Raw genomic sequence first — 17,671 nt, 5'->3', positions numbered from 1 at the left:
TCCTTATGCCGGTTGTGGGATAGCTTTTAGGCTATCTTTTGGCGCACTTACTGTCTTGTACGTGTTGTATGCCATTAGGAACATACCAGCTAGGAAGATGAAACCACCTAGGAAACGTACAAAGTAGAATGGGTAAGACGCTTGTACAGATTCAACGAAGCTGTAAGTCAATGTACCGTCAGAGTTAACTGCACGCCACATTAGACCCTGCATTACACCAGAGATCCACATAGCAACGATGTACAGAACTGTACCGATAGTTGCTAACCAGAAGTGCGTGTTAACCATGCTTACAGAGTACATACGCTCTTGGCCGAATAGCTTAGGAACAAGGTGGTATACCGAACCGATAGATACCATTGCAACCCAACCTAAAGCGCCAGAGTGTACGTGGCCGATTGTCCAGTCAGTGTAGTGAGACAGTGCGTTAACTGTCTTAATAGACATCATTGGACCTTCGAACGTAGACATACCGTAGAACGATAGAGACACGATTAGGAAACGAAGAATCGGGTCATAACGTAGTTTGTGCCAAGCACCTGATAACGTCATGATACCGTTGATCATACCACCCCAAGAAGGAGCAAATAGTACCAGTGACATCACCATACCTAGTGACTGCGTCCAATCAGGAAGAGCAGTGTAGTGTAGGTGGTGTGGGCCAGCCCAAATGTATAGAGAGATAAGTGCCCAGAAGTGAACGATAGACAAACGGTATGAATAAACAGGACGTTCAGCTTGCTTAGGTACGAAGTAGTACATCATACCTAGGAAACCAGCTGTCAGTAGGAAACCTACCGCGTTGTGTCCGTACCACCACTGAACCATCGCGTCTACTGCACCGGAATAAATCGAGTATGATTTACCCATAGATACAGGAATCGCCATGCTGTTTACGATGTGTAACACAGCAACAGTGATAATAAAGGCACCGAAGAACCAGTTTGCTACGTAGATGTGTGAGGTTCTACGAGTGATCAATGTTCCAAAGAACACAATCGCGTAAGACACCCAGACAACTGCGATGGCGATGTCGATCGGCCATTCTAGCTCAGCGTATTCCTTACCAGAGGTAAAACCTAACGGTAGAGTAATAGCGGCTGCTAAAATAATGGCTTGCCAACCCCAGAAGGTAAAGGCGACAAGAGGGCCACCAAATAAACGTTGCTGACAGGTACGCTGAACAACGTAATAAGACGTTGCGAATAGGGCACTTGTACCGAACGCGAAAATAACCGCATTAGTATGCAGAGGACGTAAGCGACTATACGTCAACCACGGCGTATCAAAGTTTAGCTGTGGCCAAACTAATTGAGCGGCAATCAAAACACCAACAGCCATACCGACAATACCCCAGAGAATGGTCACTAAGGTAAACTGACGAACGACTGTATAGTTGTAGTTTTGTTCAAGCTGCTTTTCTTGGCTCATTTGCATGCTTCCAATTTCTAATTAACTACACTTTACTTCCAACACGACACATGTCGTAATGCCACCCAAACCATAAAGAAAAACAATCTGAAACAATCAGTTAATTATTCTTGCTGATTTTAAGAAAAAGTGGCATTTTCAGCCGCCAACTATACTGCATTTAACAATTCAATGACAGAGTAGTAACCTTACAGTCGGTCTGGTTTTGGCCTTTTATTTAAAAACTTTGAAGTTTGTTACACGGAGAACACCGCAGAATGGCTGCCGAAAAACTTACACGAGGACGTTTTGTTCAAATAATCATCATGTTAACCCTGCTAGTTACAGTGTTTATTTGGCGTACAGTAACATTCACACAACCACAAATTCTCGAGTGTAATTTGAAACCAAACTGTGCATTTAGTGTTAAAAACGAGCGATTCAATGCGCAAAAACTTGAAGATAGGGTTGTGATACAAAAACCATCAAATAACTGGATCATTAAGCCTCAAAATAGCGCGCTAAAAATCATCGAAAATGAGTCAAGTTGGGAAGTTTATCCAGAGCCGGACTCTGAATTCGAAATTTCTTTTTCGGACCTTGAGCAAACTAATCTAGCGGGAGTTAAATTCAGAATCTAAACTAGGTGTTTCGTTACCACGTAACCAATAGTGAATGGCGGATACTAGTCCGCCATCAAACTCGTCAGACCAAATAACTTGGCACGGCTCTAGTTATCATTCGCACATTATCCATAATTCGCTTTAATCCTTCGCAGTGATTGATAAACTTAAGTTTATAAACAGTAAAAGCTCCCATTAAAGAAATAGATAGGTGCATATTTTAAGTTTGGTAATTGAAATCCTGTGGACTACATTTTTAATACCGCCTTATCAAATCCAATCTATCACACGTTATAAACGGACTTCATAGCGAGGGATAATCATGACCACAGTGACTGTATTTTTTAGTGGTACAGGTGCAACTTCTGAAAACCATGTTCATAAAGCCTATGCATCAGGAGAGCTCGTTTCTGTACTCGCAAAGAATGTCGTTGGTCGAGACAATATTGACTATATACAGGTTGATGGAGTAGGTAGCGGCAATTTAAGCGAATGGAAAAAACAAACTAAAGATGACACATATTGGCAAGTCACTGGGCAACTTGCAGGTAGAGGTGTAAATAGCAATATTCAACACGTTATTAACTTACTTGCAGGAAAAAAACCGTCAGGGCTAGCTGACTTCAAAGGTAGAGCCAGTGATATTCTCAGTGCCCAAAAGCCGTTTAACAGAATAAGTTCAGCCTTTTCTAAGTGGCAGTTCGAGCGGGATGAACTCGCTTCAGACCTAAAATCTAGTCTCGATTTCCAGATGCAGATAATTGCAGCAGAGCGTCAAAAGAACCCGATCACTCAACTTAACCTCATCGGCTGGAGCCGAGGAGGTGTAACATGTTTCGAACTCGCTAACGCACTGTTAAAGGTGCCTGCTTTAGCCAACATAAAGGTCAATATTTTCGCTTTAGATCCCGTTCCAGGTGGAATGAATGCTTTCAAAGATTACAAGACATTGGGTTCGAACGTTAAACAGATTGTCTGTGTATTTGCGCAGGACGAGCGTTCATTATTCTTCAAAGCACGTATGCCTAATCTGCACAAGAACACCAAATTCTATACCACACTAATGCCAGGTCGACACGCCACGCTAGTCGGAGCATCAAGAACGAGTGGTGGCGGAAAAGGAGATCACTTATTGCTTGGGCCTGGTTTTGTCACTCGTGATTTAGCAGAGAAAGTACTCTGTAGCTGGGGAACCAGCTTCAAACAGAAATCAACGCTCGGTTTATCCAAAGAACAGATCTTAGAGCTTTACGGAAAAATGGATAAAAACAAAGCCTTGTATAAAAAGATGCATAGTAAGGTATACACAGCGAAAAACCTGATTATAACCACGACATCAAATCGCATTGCTGCACATTCACATTTCCCAGGAATAAAGCAGCAATTTGATAACGCGGTGAATCGCCATCATTTTGATGTACTAAACAATAACGCATTCGCCATCAAAGGAAACTCGGCGGTGTTGGTCTAGTTAAGTCTACTAATAATCAGTATTAGAATCGTAAGATTATAAATACTGATTATTAGGTATTTTATGGTAAATCAATTATGTTGAATCGACATAACCTAGATGTAAGAGGAGGAGCTACAAACAATAGCGGCATACGAATCTAACAAACCCCATTTAACATAAGATACATAATGCGTACTTAATTAATGTTTATTGCTAAGCTGTATCTCTATGATTACCACATTCAAATGAATGGTTTTGGAATATGAAGCTTCAAATATTGTTCCTTTAACTAGTTCCATAATCCGTAGCTGCCCATTAATTAGTTTCGTTACGTGAAATCTCGAGTATTCAGCTTCGATAAGTTGTCTAGATTTTACGTAGCACGCCAATTTTCTATCGACTTTTTAACCGCTTGCTTTGTAAAACTGTTCATCTCATCAGTTATCTTAATGCAGCCTTCGTATCCGATTCGCAGAGTTATGCTCGTGAGTTTTCACTCAGTGGCTATTTTTTTCATTCTGATACTAGAATATTGAGCTGGGCTGTTCACTGATTTTGGGTTTATCTCATTACGGAACATCATATTTATCGAAATGAATTTAGTTATAGTGCTTCAAGTTGAGTCTAGCTAACTACTGAGTTCAACTTTACCTGGGTGCTTTTTACGGATCTGTTGAATTGACTCTGCCGACATTTGTACGTTAGCAAACCAAAACGGCTTATGTTTCTCGACAAACACGTTGCTACGTTCAAGGCCATCATAAATGGCATATGCTTGAGCTTGCGCCAATGCCACGCCGGCTTCACTTCGCTCAAGTATTGGCACTTCATCCAAATCTTCTTGAAGCGCACTTTTCATATGAATGTTAAACGGCGTCCACTCCAAAGAATCTATAAGCTTTTGAGTGATAGTTTTTTCTAAGCTAGTGATTAGCTTGGGAATAATACTCAAATTTGGCGTAACATCCGCACATGCGTAGTATTCTTCACGCATATTGTTTTCGCGATAATAACGCATTTTATCGACCAGTGAGTCTTCGTACATTTGCGTGAAATGGTTAATAACCGCAAAATGACTCGTTGTTCTCAAAACACCAAGTAGAACACCTTGCTCTGGGTTTTTAACATTACCCTGCTCTAGCCTTAGTCTGGTTACATTCGCGGTTAAAATCAGGTATTGCCATAGTTTAGGTGCAATATTTTTTGTCGGTTTATCTTGCCATCTCAATAGTCGCCGAGCCATAAGTATTGGAAACAGCAAGGCTGAGTTTTCGATGCCTAGCGTTCCAATCGCCACTTTCGGATCCTGAAGGTTCCTAGGCGACTTACCAATGCGCTCACAAAACTTGGGGTTGTTGGCCAGTTCAATAACTTCTGATTTTAGTTGCGTGTCATTGGTGGTTAGAACAGACAGTTTTGTATAGTTAAGTGATGGCGAGTAAGCGATACTCATGAAATGGCTAAAATCAGGAAAGCGATTGAAGATTTTATTAATTGGAGAAGACGCCAGTTTCTCAAAAATTTGTTCTTGTGCGTACGCTGCAACATCGTCAACGACAAAGCTATGAATCTTCTGTCTTTCTTCAATTGCTTGCCTACGCTCTTTGACTCTTGAACTCTCACACTCTAGTAGAAGGCGTTGATTATCCGTAATTCTTTCTTTCTCGTGTAGAATTACACTGTCACAAAACTCACCTTGACGACTTAACACACCATCAACGTCAGATTGATCGAGTAAGTATTTTAAACTGACTAGCCATTTTGCGTGACGCTCTCTCGTTAGAAGAGATATTTTGCGTGCAAGGTCGACGGCTTCTTGGTTGTAATTCTTATTGGTAGTAAGCGAACTTTGCATAACCATACTATGTTTGAAAACTTCAGCGCGAATATAGTACGTCATTCACTAATTTTCAATATGTAGACGAATGTATTTCTCTGTAAGGCTGTACTCATACCGATGACCTTTACGGACGATCTGCTTGCTCGCCTTACATAGCTTGTGATCTCCTGTTGATGTGACTCTTTTTATAACAGCGAAATTCTCTTTATGCGCCATTTCTATAAACAAGTCACAATACCCTGAAAGGTTATATTTGGAGAGCTGCTTATCTATTTTAGATTTAATCTTGCTTGCGAGTGGATTGATCTCCGTGTCATCAGCATAAACAACAAAGCTCATCACTATTGAAAAAATTAGTAAGTTTCTAGTCATCATGGTTACCTCTGACGACAAGATAACAAACATGATGACATTCAAATTTTCTAACGTGTAACTTCTAGAAACTTAGAAGAGAAATGTGAAATTAACAAGTTTCTCAGTTTGCCTTTTTATTGCCCTTAGAGCGGAAACCTTGAAACGGAAAAACATTACGGATTCGTTGTTGAACGGATTTGTTGATCTCTTTCGACATCACAAGCTTAGTACCAGAGCGCTGCTGATAAACTTTTAACTCACCATTGAATGGTGTTCTATGCCCTATTTCTAACACGTTATGACGGAAGCTAGGAGGGAAATGCCCTTTTTCACTGACAATCTTGCCGTCAGAAAAGGTGACTTTCAGAATCGGCCTGTCAATGGCGACAAGCCAAAACACGATAACAGCAGCAATCAAAATCACATAAAGCATCTAGGCCTCCCTTTTCGCTAATCAAGCAATTTACTTAGATCTTCTTTCAAGCTATTTACCGCTTTACTTGCCTTCTCGCTTCTCGATGCTTCAGAAAGCAAGTATTCAATCGCGTCAGAGAGCGTACAACCTAACTCATTTGCCCGGTGTGACAGCTTCTCCCATACACGATAATCGAGATCAATTGATTTCTTTTTGGTATGAATCTGTTCAGCATTAAAATGGCGCTTACGCTTTGCGCGAATCGCTTGCTTGAGTTTGTTATCTAGCTCAGGAGCCATGTGGTTCTCGATCCATTCAAGAACTCTGGTTGGTTCGTGCTCGATTTTTCTTAGTTCAGCGACGGCAGTATCAACCTCACTGGTATCGATATGGCAAGTAATAGATTCACCAGCTTTCCATTTATTGATTAAGTAAGTCCATTTCCAACCACATTCAAGATTTTCAAGCTGCTGATATTTCATTTCGAGGCCATTTAATAAACGTTAGAGTGACAGCGTAACTGTAAGTAACATAACTTACAATCCCTATTGTATTCGAAAAGGGATCAAGATCATTAGATAAATTATCTATATATACTACTTCAGTTTTTCTATATACTTTGCGTCCAATTAAAGCACATGATTTGATTCAATGAACCAAGAAAGCTGGCACGCGGTCACTCCTCAATATTCTCGCTATGATGCGAAAATCCAACGATTTTCTGAGCTAAGCCTAGTCAATTTTTTCGATATTCAGCCTCGCCTGAAACAATCTTTAGATACGTTCACAAAACTCGCTGGATACAGCCGCCTACTGGTTATAAATTCTATCGATAATGCCTTCTATAGAAACCTAATCAAAGACGGCTTAACGACTCTTGATTCAGCCCAGCCATGTGTAACAACGGAATCATTAAATATCACGACCCTTCTTGGGTCTTACACATGTAATGAGTTAGGTGACGTTGTAACCAAGGTACCTGGTCTATTTGATAAAGCAAATGGCGGTTACTTAGTTATCCCTGCGACATTACTGCTCGCTAACCCTGCAAGTTGGCAGGTGTTAAGGTCAGTGTTACTAGGACAGAGTGTTAACCCAGTAAACGCTAATACAAAGTCCATTGCACTCGAGGAACCATCATCTAAATACGATATTAAAGTCGTGCTGGTTGGCGATAGACACCAAATTGCTGACTTCGAGTACCTTGAGCCTGAACTCTACACCGGATTGGCTCTGTTTACAGAAATAGAAACCGAACTCGCACTTGATCATAATAGTATCGAGCAGTACTTAGGGTTTATTTCTTGGATTGTTCAGCAGTACAAACTGCCCCAGCCTACTTTTGGGGCCATTCACCGCCTGATGAACGCTGGAGCTCGATATACTGAAGATCAGCACTACATGCCTATTGAAGTACTTTGGTACTTGGCTCTTTTTGAAGAGGCACGCCTCACCTCCAATCAGCAGTTCATATCAGAACTCGACTTAGACCACGCACTAGAGAACAAGTATCAGCGTGAAGCTTACCTACCCGAGCGCGCGTTGGCGGATATTACCGATGGCCAAGTCATCATTGAGACTAAAGGGGAATGCATTGGCCAAGTCAACGGCCTAACGGTTATTGATGTACCTGGTCACCCGATGTCATATGGTGAACCTGCACGTATTTCATGTGTCATCCACTTCGGTGACGGTGATATTTCTGACGTTGAACGCAAAGCCGAGCTCGGTGGTAATTTGCATGCAAAAGGCATGATGATTATGCAAGCCTTCGTTAGCAGTGCCCTTCAACTTGATGAACCCTTACCGTACTCTGCTTCAGTTGTGTTCGAACAATCATACAGCGAAGTCGATGGCGATAGCGCAACCTTAGCGGAACTGTGCTCTTTCGTTAGCGCATTGTCTGAATACCCAATCAATCAACAAATCGCTGTGACCGGAGCCGTGGACCAGTTTGGTCGAGTGCAGGCCGTCGGTGGCTTGAATGAAAAGATTGAAGGTTTCTACCACGTATGTAAACACCAAGGCTTTACGGGCGAACAAGGCGTAATCTTGCCTAAAACAAACCTCAAACATTTGGCTCTTCATAAAGATGTCGTTGAAAGCATCAAAAAGAGCGAATTCCATATCTGGTCGGTATCAACGGTTGATGAAGCAATTCCAATCATCATGGGTAAGCCTTTTAGAGGTGATGATGAAGAAAGTGTGATTAGTAAAATCGCTCAACGTATTGAAAACTTTGAAAGACATGAACACCCTCCGGGATTTGTGGAACGAATCAAAAACTGGTTCATGTAAGACTAAAATCATTAAAAAATGGACTGATCGGAGTTGTTTAGCGTACACGTGTTCACTAACATGCTCCTATCAAAATTTGGAGTAATTGATAATGCAAAACAAACGTGATTCTTATAACCGTGAAGATCTTCTAGCATCTAGCCAAGGTGAACTGTTCGGCCCGGGTTACCCTCAACTACCAGCGCCAAACATGCTAATGATGGATCGCATCAGTAAGATGTCAGAAACAGAAGGCGATTACGGTAAGGGTCTTATCTTAGCTGAACTAGATATTACTCCAGACCTATGGTTCTTTGACTGTCACTTCCCTGGTGACCCAGTAATGCCTGGTTGTCTTGGTCTTGACGCAATGTGGCAGCTTGTTGGTTTCTACCTAGGCTGGGTTGGCGGTAAAGGTAAAGGTCGCGCACTAGGTGTTGGTGAAGTGAAGTTCACAGGTCAAATCCTACCTACTGCGAAAAAAGTGACTTACGAAATTCACATGAAGCGCGTTGTTAACCGTAGATTAGTTATGGGTCTTGCTGATGGCCGCGTTCTTGTAGACGGTAAAGAAATCTACGTAGCGAAAGATCTTAAAGTTGGCCTTTTCCAAGATACGTCAGCGTTTTAAGTAGTAGAGTTTTCAAAAGCGACTAAAACTAGTCGCTTTTTTCATAACAATATATTTAGTTATAGTGCATTAGTTTGCTATTTAAAAGCCCCTTTCGGGGCTAGATCCTTTCAAAGTATGTGGATTGAGTGTTATTTGTAGAGACCAGAGTGTTTATCTTCTCTGGCATCGCGCCAACCACCAAGCCAATAAGATCGAGCATCCATCTGCTGGTATGGACATGCCTCCATTGAGCGGCCATTAAGGCCCGCTTTGTATCCTTGAGATTGAGCTCTTTCTAAGCGGTCACGCTTTTGTCTCTTCATAGTGTCGTCCTCATACATAAAATGTTTTCTTAACGTACTACTTAAATCCATCACTCCACCAGCAATATCATTGCTCGCCTCTTTACGTGATAGACGTGAAGCTTTTATGGCTTCTAGATTAAGATTCGATCAAAATCTGGCTTTATTCAAGATAAAAAAAAGGCACAGATTCAAAATTGTGAACCTGTGCCCTTGTTGAATATTCAACCTATTTTCTACGGAACCCAAGCAGGCCTAGAAGTGTCAGAGCGAAGAAGCCTAACGTACCACCCTGGCGTTCAACTGTTGAAGTTTCCACAGGACGTTTAGTAATTGCAGTGCTGCCACTAATAGGCACAAGTTTCACCGCGACCAACTTAGATGAACCGCTACACGCCGCATCAATTGCGTCACTAGCGTAACCGCCTTCACAGTAGTATGCCGTTGCTGCAATCACGCCTGCATCATTAATGTCACCCGCTTGGATAATGCGGTAGTCATTGTTCGAAGCTAGCGCATCGCCACCATATGTAAGGTCATCAAGGTACCATGCTTTACCTTGAAGTGGTGCCTGAGCTTTAGTCGTTAGCTGAGTAATGAAACCTCTTTGCGCACGTGGTTGACCATCAACTTCACGGTGAGTTTCAAAGTCAACAGAACCCACTACTTCATCATACTTGTTAATGCCGCCGATTAAGCCGTTTGCGCCGGTAAAGAAGATATCACCGGAGAACACTTTCGCTGTTGGGTTAGCTACGTCTGTTACGTAGAATAATCCGTTACTGTATGCACCGTTACTCACGACATCTCTAAGCTTATACGTACCAACAGCGACACCATTTTCACTTACGGCTGTCAGTGATGAGTTCAGGTAGTTATCTAAGTCTCGGTCACCACCATCAAAGCCGCTAACAAATGTCGATGTCCAAGTATTGCCGTCAGTTGAAGAGAAAACGCTTGCGCGTAAACGCTCATCACCATCACTGTTATAGCCAACTGCGTAAAGTGTAGAAGAGACTTTTGTAATATCTCGAGCGCTACCTTGTGGCATTACGCGATCACGAACAGCCGCACTATCCCAAGCAACAGATGTTAGTGTAGTGCCTTTCCAAATAGCTGCTTTCGAGGTGTAATCGCTCGCTGAACCATATTTTGTTGAAACACTACCAACTGTGTAGACATCTGAACCATCAGTATACTGAGCCCATGCACGAGAACGATCTCCATCGGTAAAGGTATCAGTACCTGCATAAGCAGTGTTACGGCGAGTACTAGTTTGGTAGTTACCTACAGGCTCTCCAGAAGCATCGATACTGTTAACAATTACGTTGCCCTGAGCCGATTGAACATCGCTGTTCTCAAGGTATGCTTTTGAATTGTTTATATCACTATTTTCAAACTCATTTGCGTAGCCATTCGTATACTGGCTATTTGCCCAGTTTTCACACAGTGAGTCGGTGTAGCCAAGATAGTTGTAACAGTACGAACGGAAGTTGTCGTATACGTTATCACCTTGATCAATGTAATCAAAACCGAAGTTGACTAAGAACGGTGATTCATCACGGTACTGAAAGCCTTCCGGGTATCGCTTACCTTCATATGCAATATCTGAAGTATCTTTTGTACACTCGACACCTGATGGGTCAAGAGGGTCAAAACAGTTTACCTGTCCGTCAGCTGTAACTGGCGAGATCGCAACACCGTATGTCTGCACTGCAGAACTGTCATCATACTTGTAAACGTTGTATAACGCCGCATTCGCTGCAAAAGAAGCTGCGACTGTTGCCGCTACTGCTGAAATCTTAAAAATTTTACTACTCATTTGATCTTAACTTTCCTGTTGCATTGCCTCTAGCTCTTCCCAGCGTTCGAAGGCAACTTCAAGTTCCTGCTCAGTAGCAGCTAACTTATCTAATATTGGTTGCGTCTGGTCGACAGGCTTTGAAAAGAAGTCTGCGCTGTTGACCTGCTCTTGCAAATTCTCGATTTCAAATTCTAGCTCTTCAAGTTTTGCGGGTAACGCTTCTAACTCTCGCTGCAGTTTATAAGATAACTTCTTAGGCTTGCTCTTAACCGCTACAGTTTTGGGAGTTTCCTCAACCTGTTTAACACTTTTCGATGATTTTTCATCCGATCGAGCTTGATGGCTTTGTAGACGTTGCTGTTGAGCATCGTGATATCCGCCAACAAATTCCTCAATCACGCCTTCACCTTCAAAAATCCAGCTAGTGGTAACTGTATTGTCGACAAACTGACGATCGTGACTGACAAGAAGCAACGTACCCTGATAATTGGCAAGCAAATCTTCCAAAAGTTCCAAAGTTTCGATATCAAGATCGTTAGTTGGTTCATCTAGCACCAACAAGTTATTTGATTTGAGGAAAATTCGAGCAAGTAGCAAGCGGTTCTTTTCACCACCCGACAAGGCTTTAACCGGAGTACGAGCACGTTTTGGCGCGAATAAGAAGTCTTGAAGGTAGCTTAAAGCATGGCGCTGACGTCCACCGACCATAACCTCTTGCTTACCATCCGCTAAGTTATCAATAACTGACTTCTCAGGGTCTAGGATTTCACGATATTGGTCAAAATACGCTACTTCTAACTTAGTACCGCAATGTAGCTTACCGGACTGTGGCTCAATATCGTTCAGCAATAGTTTAAGCAGTGTACTCTTACCGCAACCATTAGGACCAATCAGCGCTATACGGTCGCCACGCATAATATTGAACGAGAAGTCCTTAACGATAGACTTACCATCAATACTGTAATTGATGTTCTTAGCTTCAAATACGATCTTGCCAGAACGCGCTGCATCATCAATTTGAATGTTGGCTTTACCCTGAACTTCACGGCGGTCGCTACGTTCTTCACGAAGCTTTTTAAGTGCTCTCACACGCCCTTCGTTACGAGTACGGCGCGCTTTAATACCCTGACGAATCCAAACTTCTTCTTGAGCGAGCTTTTTATCAAATTCAGCGTTTTGCATTTCCTCAACGCGTAACGCCTCTTCTTTCTCTACCAGGTAGTTCTCATAATCACCTGGGAATGAAGCGAGTTTGCCACGGTCTAAGTCGACAATACGAGTCGCCATTGATTTAATGAACGCGCGATCGTGTGAGATGAAAATGATTGAACCGCGAAAATCTTTAAGGAAGTTCTCTAACCATTCAATCGTTGTCACATCTAAGTGGTTGGTTGGCTCATCAAGCAGTAATACGTCTGGGTCGCGAACCAAAGCACGAGCAAGGGCTGCTTTACGCTGCCAGCCACCGGATAAATCCGTCAGTTTTGTATGACCATCGAGCTTCAAAGCCGCCAGTACGTTTTCAATGCGGTCTTCAAAACGCCAAGCACCATTAATTTCTAACTCTTCTTGGATACGCGCTAACTTATTGATGTTTTGTTCAGACGCGTCGACCGCAATCAGATCGAGCTGATCTTGATAGATCTTAAGCTTTTCACCAATTTCAGCTAAACCACCAGCAACATAGTCAAAAACGGTGCCTTCTTGGTTTCGAGGAGGATCTTGTTCAAGTCGCGAAACGACAACATCTTGCGTAACAGTAAGTTTACCGTCATCAAGAATGACCTCGCCGGCTAATACCTTCATCAAGGTAGATTTACCAGCGCCGTTTCGACCAACTAAACAAACACGCTCGTTTTCTTGAAGTGCGAAGTCCGAATGGTCAAGTAAAGGGTGATCACCGTAAGCCAGTAATCCGTTATTAATTGTTAGCAATGCCATTGTTATCTAACCAAACTTGTAGTTGTTCCAAATCAAAAGGCCAATTGAGCTCATTTCCTTGATAATTCAGCACGGGAATAGTGACCCCGTAACGAGAAAATAGCTCATCATCAAATGCGATATCTACAATTTCGACCTGATCTGATATTTTGAGTTGTTGAGTTAACTGAAATGCCATCTCACAAAGATGGCACCCTTCTGTACTGTACAAAGTGATCACGATACTTAACTAGTCCTTGTGTTTTAGTACCCAACAGTTGTGAATATGTTTGTTACGTGAAAAGTCTAATGGCAGCGTTTGACTAGAAATGTTCTTAGCTTCCAGCCCTAACTCTTGCAGAGACTCTAAGTCCATCTTGAAATGGCGCTTGTTATTTGAGAACACGATAGTGCCTTCAGGACGAAGGAGACGTTTTAAGTTTCTCATCAGCTGGATATGATCGCGTTGAATATCAAAGCTCTGTTCCATACGTTTAGAGTTCGAGAACGTTGGCGGATCGATGAAAATCAAATCGAACTGACCTGTCGACTTCTCTAACCACTGTAAGCAGTCTGCTTGTTCAAAACGGTGCTGACGGCCCACTTGACCATTAAGCTTCATGTTGTCTTTCGCCCACTCAAGATAAGTGTTCGACATATCGACGGTTGTTGTAGATTTAGCGCCACCACAAGCAGCGTGCACTGTTGCAGAACCTGTATAAGCGAATAGGTTCAAGAAATCTTTACCTGCAGCCATTTCACCCAGTTTACGACGAGTAATCTTATGATCTAAGAACAAGCCAGTATCAAGGTAGTCATGCAAATTAACGATGAGCTTAACGCCGTATTCGTTCACCTCTAGCTTTTCAGATTCTTGAGATAGCTTTTGGTATTGAGAGCGGCCTTTCTGCTTCTCTCTCACTTTAAGAACGACTTTGTTTGCCTCAGTACCTGTAACTTGTATCGCAGCGCGGATAATGTCCGTTAAACGGCGTTTAGCAGTCTCTTCAGGGATGTTTTTCGGTGCTGCGTACTCTTGAATCACTAATTGATCCAGATATACGTCGATTGCAACGTTGTAATCAGGCAAGTCAGCATCATAAATACGGTAACAATCTAGTTGCTCTTTACGAGCCCACTTACCAATCTTGCCGATATTTTTCTTGAGACGGTTTGAGAAGTCAGGTGCTATAACCTGCTCCGTGACATTGTCACCTTTATTTTCAGACTGACGTGTACTAATTGAATAATTCTTTTGCTGACAAGGCAACGCACCGTTATTGAGCTTGAATTGCTTGTCTGCACGCATGCGTAAACAACTTAGTAGCTCATCAGAACTAGAGAAGATTGAAGCTTGGCAACCACCAAACTGAGCTTTTAGTTGCGCACCAAATGCTGTGTATAAAGCGATTAGACCAGGATGTGTACCCAGACGCTCACCATATGGCGGGTTTGATACAATAACACCCTCTTCGAAGCCTTCTGGACGTAATACTTGAGCCGCATCACCTTCTTTAAACTCGATCAGTGAATCAACACCAGCGCGTCGAGCATTATCACGAGCGGTTTGGATTACGCGCGCATCATTGTCAAAGCCGTAGAATTTAGTGTCAATTTTATTGACGCCTCGGCGAGCTTGTACTGACGCCTCAGATTTAACCTCAGTCCAAAGGTCAGGTTCAAAATCTTCTAGTGATTCAAAGCCCCACTTTTCGCGTTTAACACCTGGAGCCATGTTAGCGGCCATCATTGCAGCTTCGATAAGCAAAGTACCTGAACCACACATAGGGTCCAACAATGGCTTATCAGCAGTCCAGCCACTACGCAGGATAATCGCTGCAGCTAATGTCTCACGCAGAGGCGCTTTACCTGAAGCAGGACGGTAGCCACGTTGATGAAGACCACCACCGACCATATCAACACCCAAGATAGCTTTATCGCGGTGTAGACGAACGTGAATACGAAGATCTGCATGATCTTTACTGATCGATGGTCTTGGTAAGCTTTTCTTCTCAAAGCAATCCACTACTGCATCTTTAACCTTCATCGCACCGTATTGGCTGTTTCTGATTTCACGGTTCGTACCATTGAAATCAACAACAAACTTTTTAGAGCTATGGAATTGGTTGACCCAATTTACTGAAGAAGTCGCGAGATATAAGTCCATGTCGTCGTTACAAGTGAACTCCGATAACACACGAACAAAACGCGACGCCAGACGGCTCCACAAACAACAACGATAAATCTGTTCATTAGAAGCTTTAAAGCGAACGCCCGCTTGCACAGGTTTGGCATTCGAAATGCCTAGCTTTGTAAGCTCCTCAACCAGAAGGTTTTCGAGGCCATTGGAAGTAACCGCAAGATATTGATGCATAGTGATCTTTTTATTCTGTAGAAAATGACCCCCCATTATACCTGACATCAACATATATCGTTAGCCGAATAGCGACTTTCCTCACGTTTAATTCTTAATTGAATACACATTCGCCACTTTTAGTTTGAGTAATCGAATTTCATTTCTCCTCTAAGAAAGTTTTCACTTTTTACTAAATAAAGGGGCCTAAAGGCGAAGTGAATACTTATTCGCATTAAATTTGGTCTACACCAAGACTCATTAAATGTGTAATTTACTTTCAAAATAACCATAAATGGGGAACTTGTGACCATTTTTAAGGAAAAGAGTCGTGCTGGTGTAGTGATTAATTGAATGTTATTTGCTCAAAAATCGAACCAAGTTCACAGTTGTGTCCTGCCGAACAGGTGCTTAACTTATTGTATTAGCGGAAAATTGGGCAAAAAAAAGCCAGCTGGATAGCTGGCGGGAAATGAAACAAAAGGAACGATAATGGGTTTTAGCTCACCATTCTGATGGGCTGAACGGTAAAAAAGTGATTCACAATCGCCATACGGTCATGCATGACTTTAATTGCTTCACCGAACTTAAGGCTTTTTGAGCCACTCAAAGCAAACTCTTCTATGCAGACCGAAGCGCATAAGCTTGCGCTCTCTCCTACTTCTAGGACAATGAAGTAACCTTCATTATGGCTGTTTGACAAGCGAATCAAATCACCCTCTTCAGGGCTGATTGAACCATCGGCCACTGAATCAAAGAACCAACTTTTTGGCTGGACCGGTTTGTGGAAACGTTTAGCAGCTACACAATACAGAGCGAGTTCCGCTTGTCTTGGTTCGCTTAAATCAAGATGAGCAATTTGCTCCTTGTAACCTTGATAGGCAGACGCATCGTCCACAGAGAATTCGTTTATACCAATTGCGCAATCGACAATCAGTTTACGAGGAAGATTTGTTTTAAATAGCATGTCGTTTCCCAGATCGAGCATTAAATGCCCTTCTGAGTCTTCGTAATACCATGTCCATTTGTCACTAGGTTTAAGCATCGTTCCATCTCTGGTTAGTTTTTACATTATTAGGTAAAACGCTTAATTACCTTCCAAATAATATTGAAATTCTATTCCCTCTCTCGCAAAAAAAAAGAGGAAATGACTATGCATTTCCTCTCGTTTCACGTCAGCTTTTTTGTCACTAATTCAAAGTGACATTGTCACCATCATTTTGATGGCATAAACAATACAGACTATAGATTCTTAACGATATCTCGTACTAATGCTGGACCGTGGTAAATAAAGCCCGAGTAAACTTGAACCAGTTGCGCGCCAGCCATCATTTTCTCTTTAGCAGCAACATAAGAGTCAATACCGCCTACCCCAATAACTGGGATCTGGTCATTTAACTCTTCATGTAAACGGCGAACAACTTCGGTACTGCGTGATTGAACTGGGCGACCGCTTAAGCCACCAGCTTCATTACCATGCTTCATACCTTCAACAATGCTACGATCTAACGTTGTGTTTGTTGCGATAACAGCGTCAATTTGGTTTTTGATCAGAGATTCACAAATCTGAGAGATTTCATCATCACTTAGATCCGGCGCGATCTTTAACGCCAGAGGTACATACTTGCCAAATTTCTCAGCCAACTCTGATTGCTTAGCTTTTAGTTCAGCAAGAAGCTCATCTAAAGCTTCGCCGTATTGTAGTGAACGAAGCCCTGGTGTATTTGGTGAAGAGATATTTACTGCGATGTAACCTGCGTGCTCATAGACCTTCTCCATACAGATCAGGTAATCTTCCGCACCCTTCTCGATCGGAGTATCTTTGTTTTTGCCAATGTTAATACCAAGAACACAATCGAACTTTGCTTTCTTAACATTTTCAATCAGGTTATCAACACCTAGGTTATTAAAGCCCATGCGGTTAATAATACCTTCCGCTTCAACCAAACGGAAAAGACGTGGTTTGTCATTACCCGACTGAGGACGAGGTGTCACTGTACCTACCTCAACGAAGCCAAAGCCCATCGCATCGAATGCTTCAATACATTCGCCATTTTTATCTAGGCCAGCCGCTAAACCAACAGGGTTACGGAAGGTTAGCCCCATGCACTCTACTGGGCGATGAGGAAGCTGTTGACGATAAAGAAGATCCAGTGGTGTGCCGGTGAAACGTTTGAAGTTTTGGATTGCAAGATCATGTGCCTTTTCGGCATCAAGTTGGAAAAAGCCAGTTCTGGCTAGACGGTAAAGCATTGTGCCTCCGAAAGAAAAAAGCCCCGTGTAAACGGGGCTGTATTATTTACTGTT

16 protein-coding genes are annotated in these 17,671 nt (G+C 42.4%); 4 read left to right on the top strand and 12 right to left on the bottom strand.

Annotated features, from left to right (window positions below):
* Positions 1–3 precede the first annotated feature (3 nt).
* Entirely contained in the window at positions 4–1,431 is a 1,428-nt protein-coding gene (gene ccoN, locus ACHUFZ_RS01010; protein WP_004414043.1) for a cytochrome-c oxidase, cbb3-type subunit I, read from the bottom strand.
* Between the two features lie 257 nt (positions 1,432–1,688).
* Between ccoN and ACHUFZ_RS01005 the strand changes: the two genes are divergently transcribed.
* A complete protein-coding gene (locus tag ACHUFZ_RS01005) occupies positions 1,689–2,051 on the top strand; it encodes a hypothetical protein (protein WP_394125487.1) in 363 nt (120 codons plus the stop codon).
* 304 nt (positions 2,052–2,355) lie between these two features.
* Positions 2,356–3,504 carry a hypothetical protein gene (locus ACHUFZ_RS01000; RefSeq protein ID WP_394125486.1) on the top strand — a complete coding sequence of 383 codons (1,149 nt, stop codon included), beginning with the start codon at positions 2,356–2,358 and terminating at the stop codon, positions 3,502–3,504.
* Positions 3,505–4,114: 610 nt separating this feature from the next.
* Here the strand turns inward: ACHUFZ_RS01000 and ACHUFZ_RS00995 are convergent.
* From ACHUFZ_RS00995 to matP, 4 genes are all read right to left on the bottom strand, one after another.
* Positions 4,115–5,347, bottom strand: a complete 1,233-nt coding sequence (locus ACHUFZ_RS00995) for an HDOD domain-containing protein (protein ID WP_394125836.1) — start codon at positions 5,345–5,347, stop codon at positions 4,115–4,117.
* Between the two features lie 42 nt (positions 5,348–5,389).
* On the bottom strand, positions 5,390–5,701 hold the full coding sequence (locus ACHUFZ_RS00990; protein ID WP_394125485.1) for a hypothetical protein: 312 nt from the start codon (positions 5,699–5,701) through the stop codon (positions 5,390–5,392).
* A 100-nt stretch (positions 5,702–5,801) separates the two neighbouring features.
* Positions 5,802–6,113: a DUF3634 family protein gene (locus tag ACHUFZ_RS00985; protein ID WP_394125484.1), complete on the bottom strand. Its 312-nt coding sequence runs from the start codon at positions 6,111–6,113 to the stop codon at positions 5,802–5,804.
* A 17-nt stretch (positions 6,114–6,130) separates the two neighbouring features.
* A complete protein-coding gene (matP, locus tag ACHUFZ_RS00980) occupies positions 6,131–6,577 on the bottom strand; it encodes a macrodomain Ter protein MatP (protein ID WP_394125483.1) in 447 nt (148 codons plus the stop codon).
* Between the two features lie 169 nt (positions 6,578–6,746).
* On the opposite strand from matP, the gene ACHUFZ_RS00975 reads away from it, so the two are divergent.
* Both ACHUFZ_RS00975 and fabA read left to right on the top strand, forming a co-directional pair.
* Positions 6,747–8,393: an AAA family ATPase gene (locus tag ACHUFZ_RS00975; RefSeq protein ID WP_394125482.1), complete on the top strand. Its 1,647-nt coding sequence runs from the start codon at positions 6,747–6,749 to the stop codon at positions 8,391–8,393.
* A 91-nt stretch (positions 8,394–8,484) separates the two neighbouring features.
* Positions 8,485–9,003, top strand: a complete 519-nt coding sequence (gene fabA, locus ACHUFZ_RS00970; RefSeq protein WP_004414032.1) for a bifunctional 3-hydroxydecanoyl-ACP dehydratase/trans-2-decenoyl-ACP isomerase — start codon at positions 8,485–8,487, stop codon at positions 9,001–9,003.
* Between the two features lie 131 nt (positions 9,004–9,134).
* Here the strand turns inward: fabA and rmf are convergent, their stop codons facing one another.
* The 7 genes from rmf to pyrD all read right to left on the bottom strand — a co-directional run bounded on the left by rmf (position 9,135) and on the right by pyrD (position 17,617).
* Positions 9,135–9,308, bottom strand: coding sequence for a ribosome modulation factor (rmf, locus tag ACHUFZ_RS00965; protein WP_004414030.1), 174 nt, complete (start codon positions 9,306–9,308; stop codon positions 9,135–9,137).
* A gap of 208 nt (positions 9,309–9,516) precedes the next feature.
* Positions 9,517–11,109, bottom strand: a complete 1,593-nt coding sequence (locus ACHUFZ_RS00960) for a DUF3466 family protein (RefSeq protein ID WP_394125481.1) — start codon at positions 11,107–11,109, stop codon at positions 9,517–9,519.
* A gap of 6 nt (positions 11,110–11,115) precedes the next feature.
* Positions 11,116–13,032: an ABC transporter ATP-binding protein gene (locus tag ACHUFZ_RS00955; protein WP_394125480.1), complete on the bottom strand. Its 1,917-nt coding sequence runs from the start codon at positions 13,030–13,032 to the stop codon at positions 11,116–11,118.
* The gene (locus ACHUFZ_RS00950) at positions 13,013–13,252 is read right to left on the bottom strand and encodes a glutaredoxin family protein (protein WP_394125479.1); all 240 of its coding nucleotides are present in this window, start codon (positions 13,250–13,252) and stop codon (positions 13,013–13,015) included. Before ACHUFZ_RS00950 ends, ACHUFZ_RS00955 begins: the two co-directional genes overlap by 20 nt.
* Before the next feature lie 9 nt (positions 13,253–13,261).
* Positions 13,262–15,385 carry a bifunctional 23S rRNA (guanine(2069)-N(7))-methyltransferase RlmK/23S rRNA (guanine(2445)-N(2))-methyltransferase RlmL gene (gene rlmKL, locus ACHUFZ_RS00945; RefSeq protein WP_394125478.1) on the bottom strand — a complete coding sequence of 708 codons (2,124 nt, stop codon included), beginning with the start codon at positions 15,383–15,385 and terminating at the stop codon, positions 13,262–13,264.
* A gap of 478 nt (positions 15,386–15,863) precedes the next feature.
* Positions 15,864–16,409, bottom strand: a complete 546-nt coding sequence (locus ACHUFZ_RS00940) for a cell division protein ZapC (protein WP_394125477.1) — start codon at positions 16,407–16,409, stop codon at positions 15,864–15,866.
* A gap of 197 nt (positions 16,410–16,606) precedes the next feature.
* Positions 16,607–17,617 carry a quinone-dependent dihydroorotate dehydrogenase gene (gene pyrD, locus ACHUFZ_RS00935; protein WP_134836698.1) on the bottom strand — a complete coding sequence of 337 codons (1,011 nt, stop codon included), beginning with the start codon at positions 17,615–17,617 and terminating at the stop codon, positions 16,607–16,609.
* Between the last annotated feature and the right edge of the window lie 54 nt (positions 17,618–17,671).

Origin of the sequence: Vibrio hepatarius, from assembly GCF_043642085.1 — a bacterium.
Lineage (GTDB): Bacteria > Pseudomonadota > Gammaproteobacteria > Enterobacterales > Vibrionaceae > Vibrio > Vibrio hepatarius_C.
Note: the sequence above shows the minus strand (reverse complement) of the source record. Positions and strands in the feature narration are given on the sequence as shown.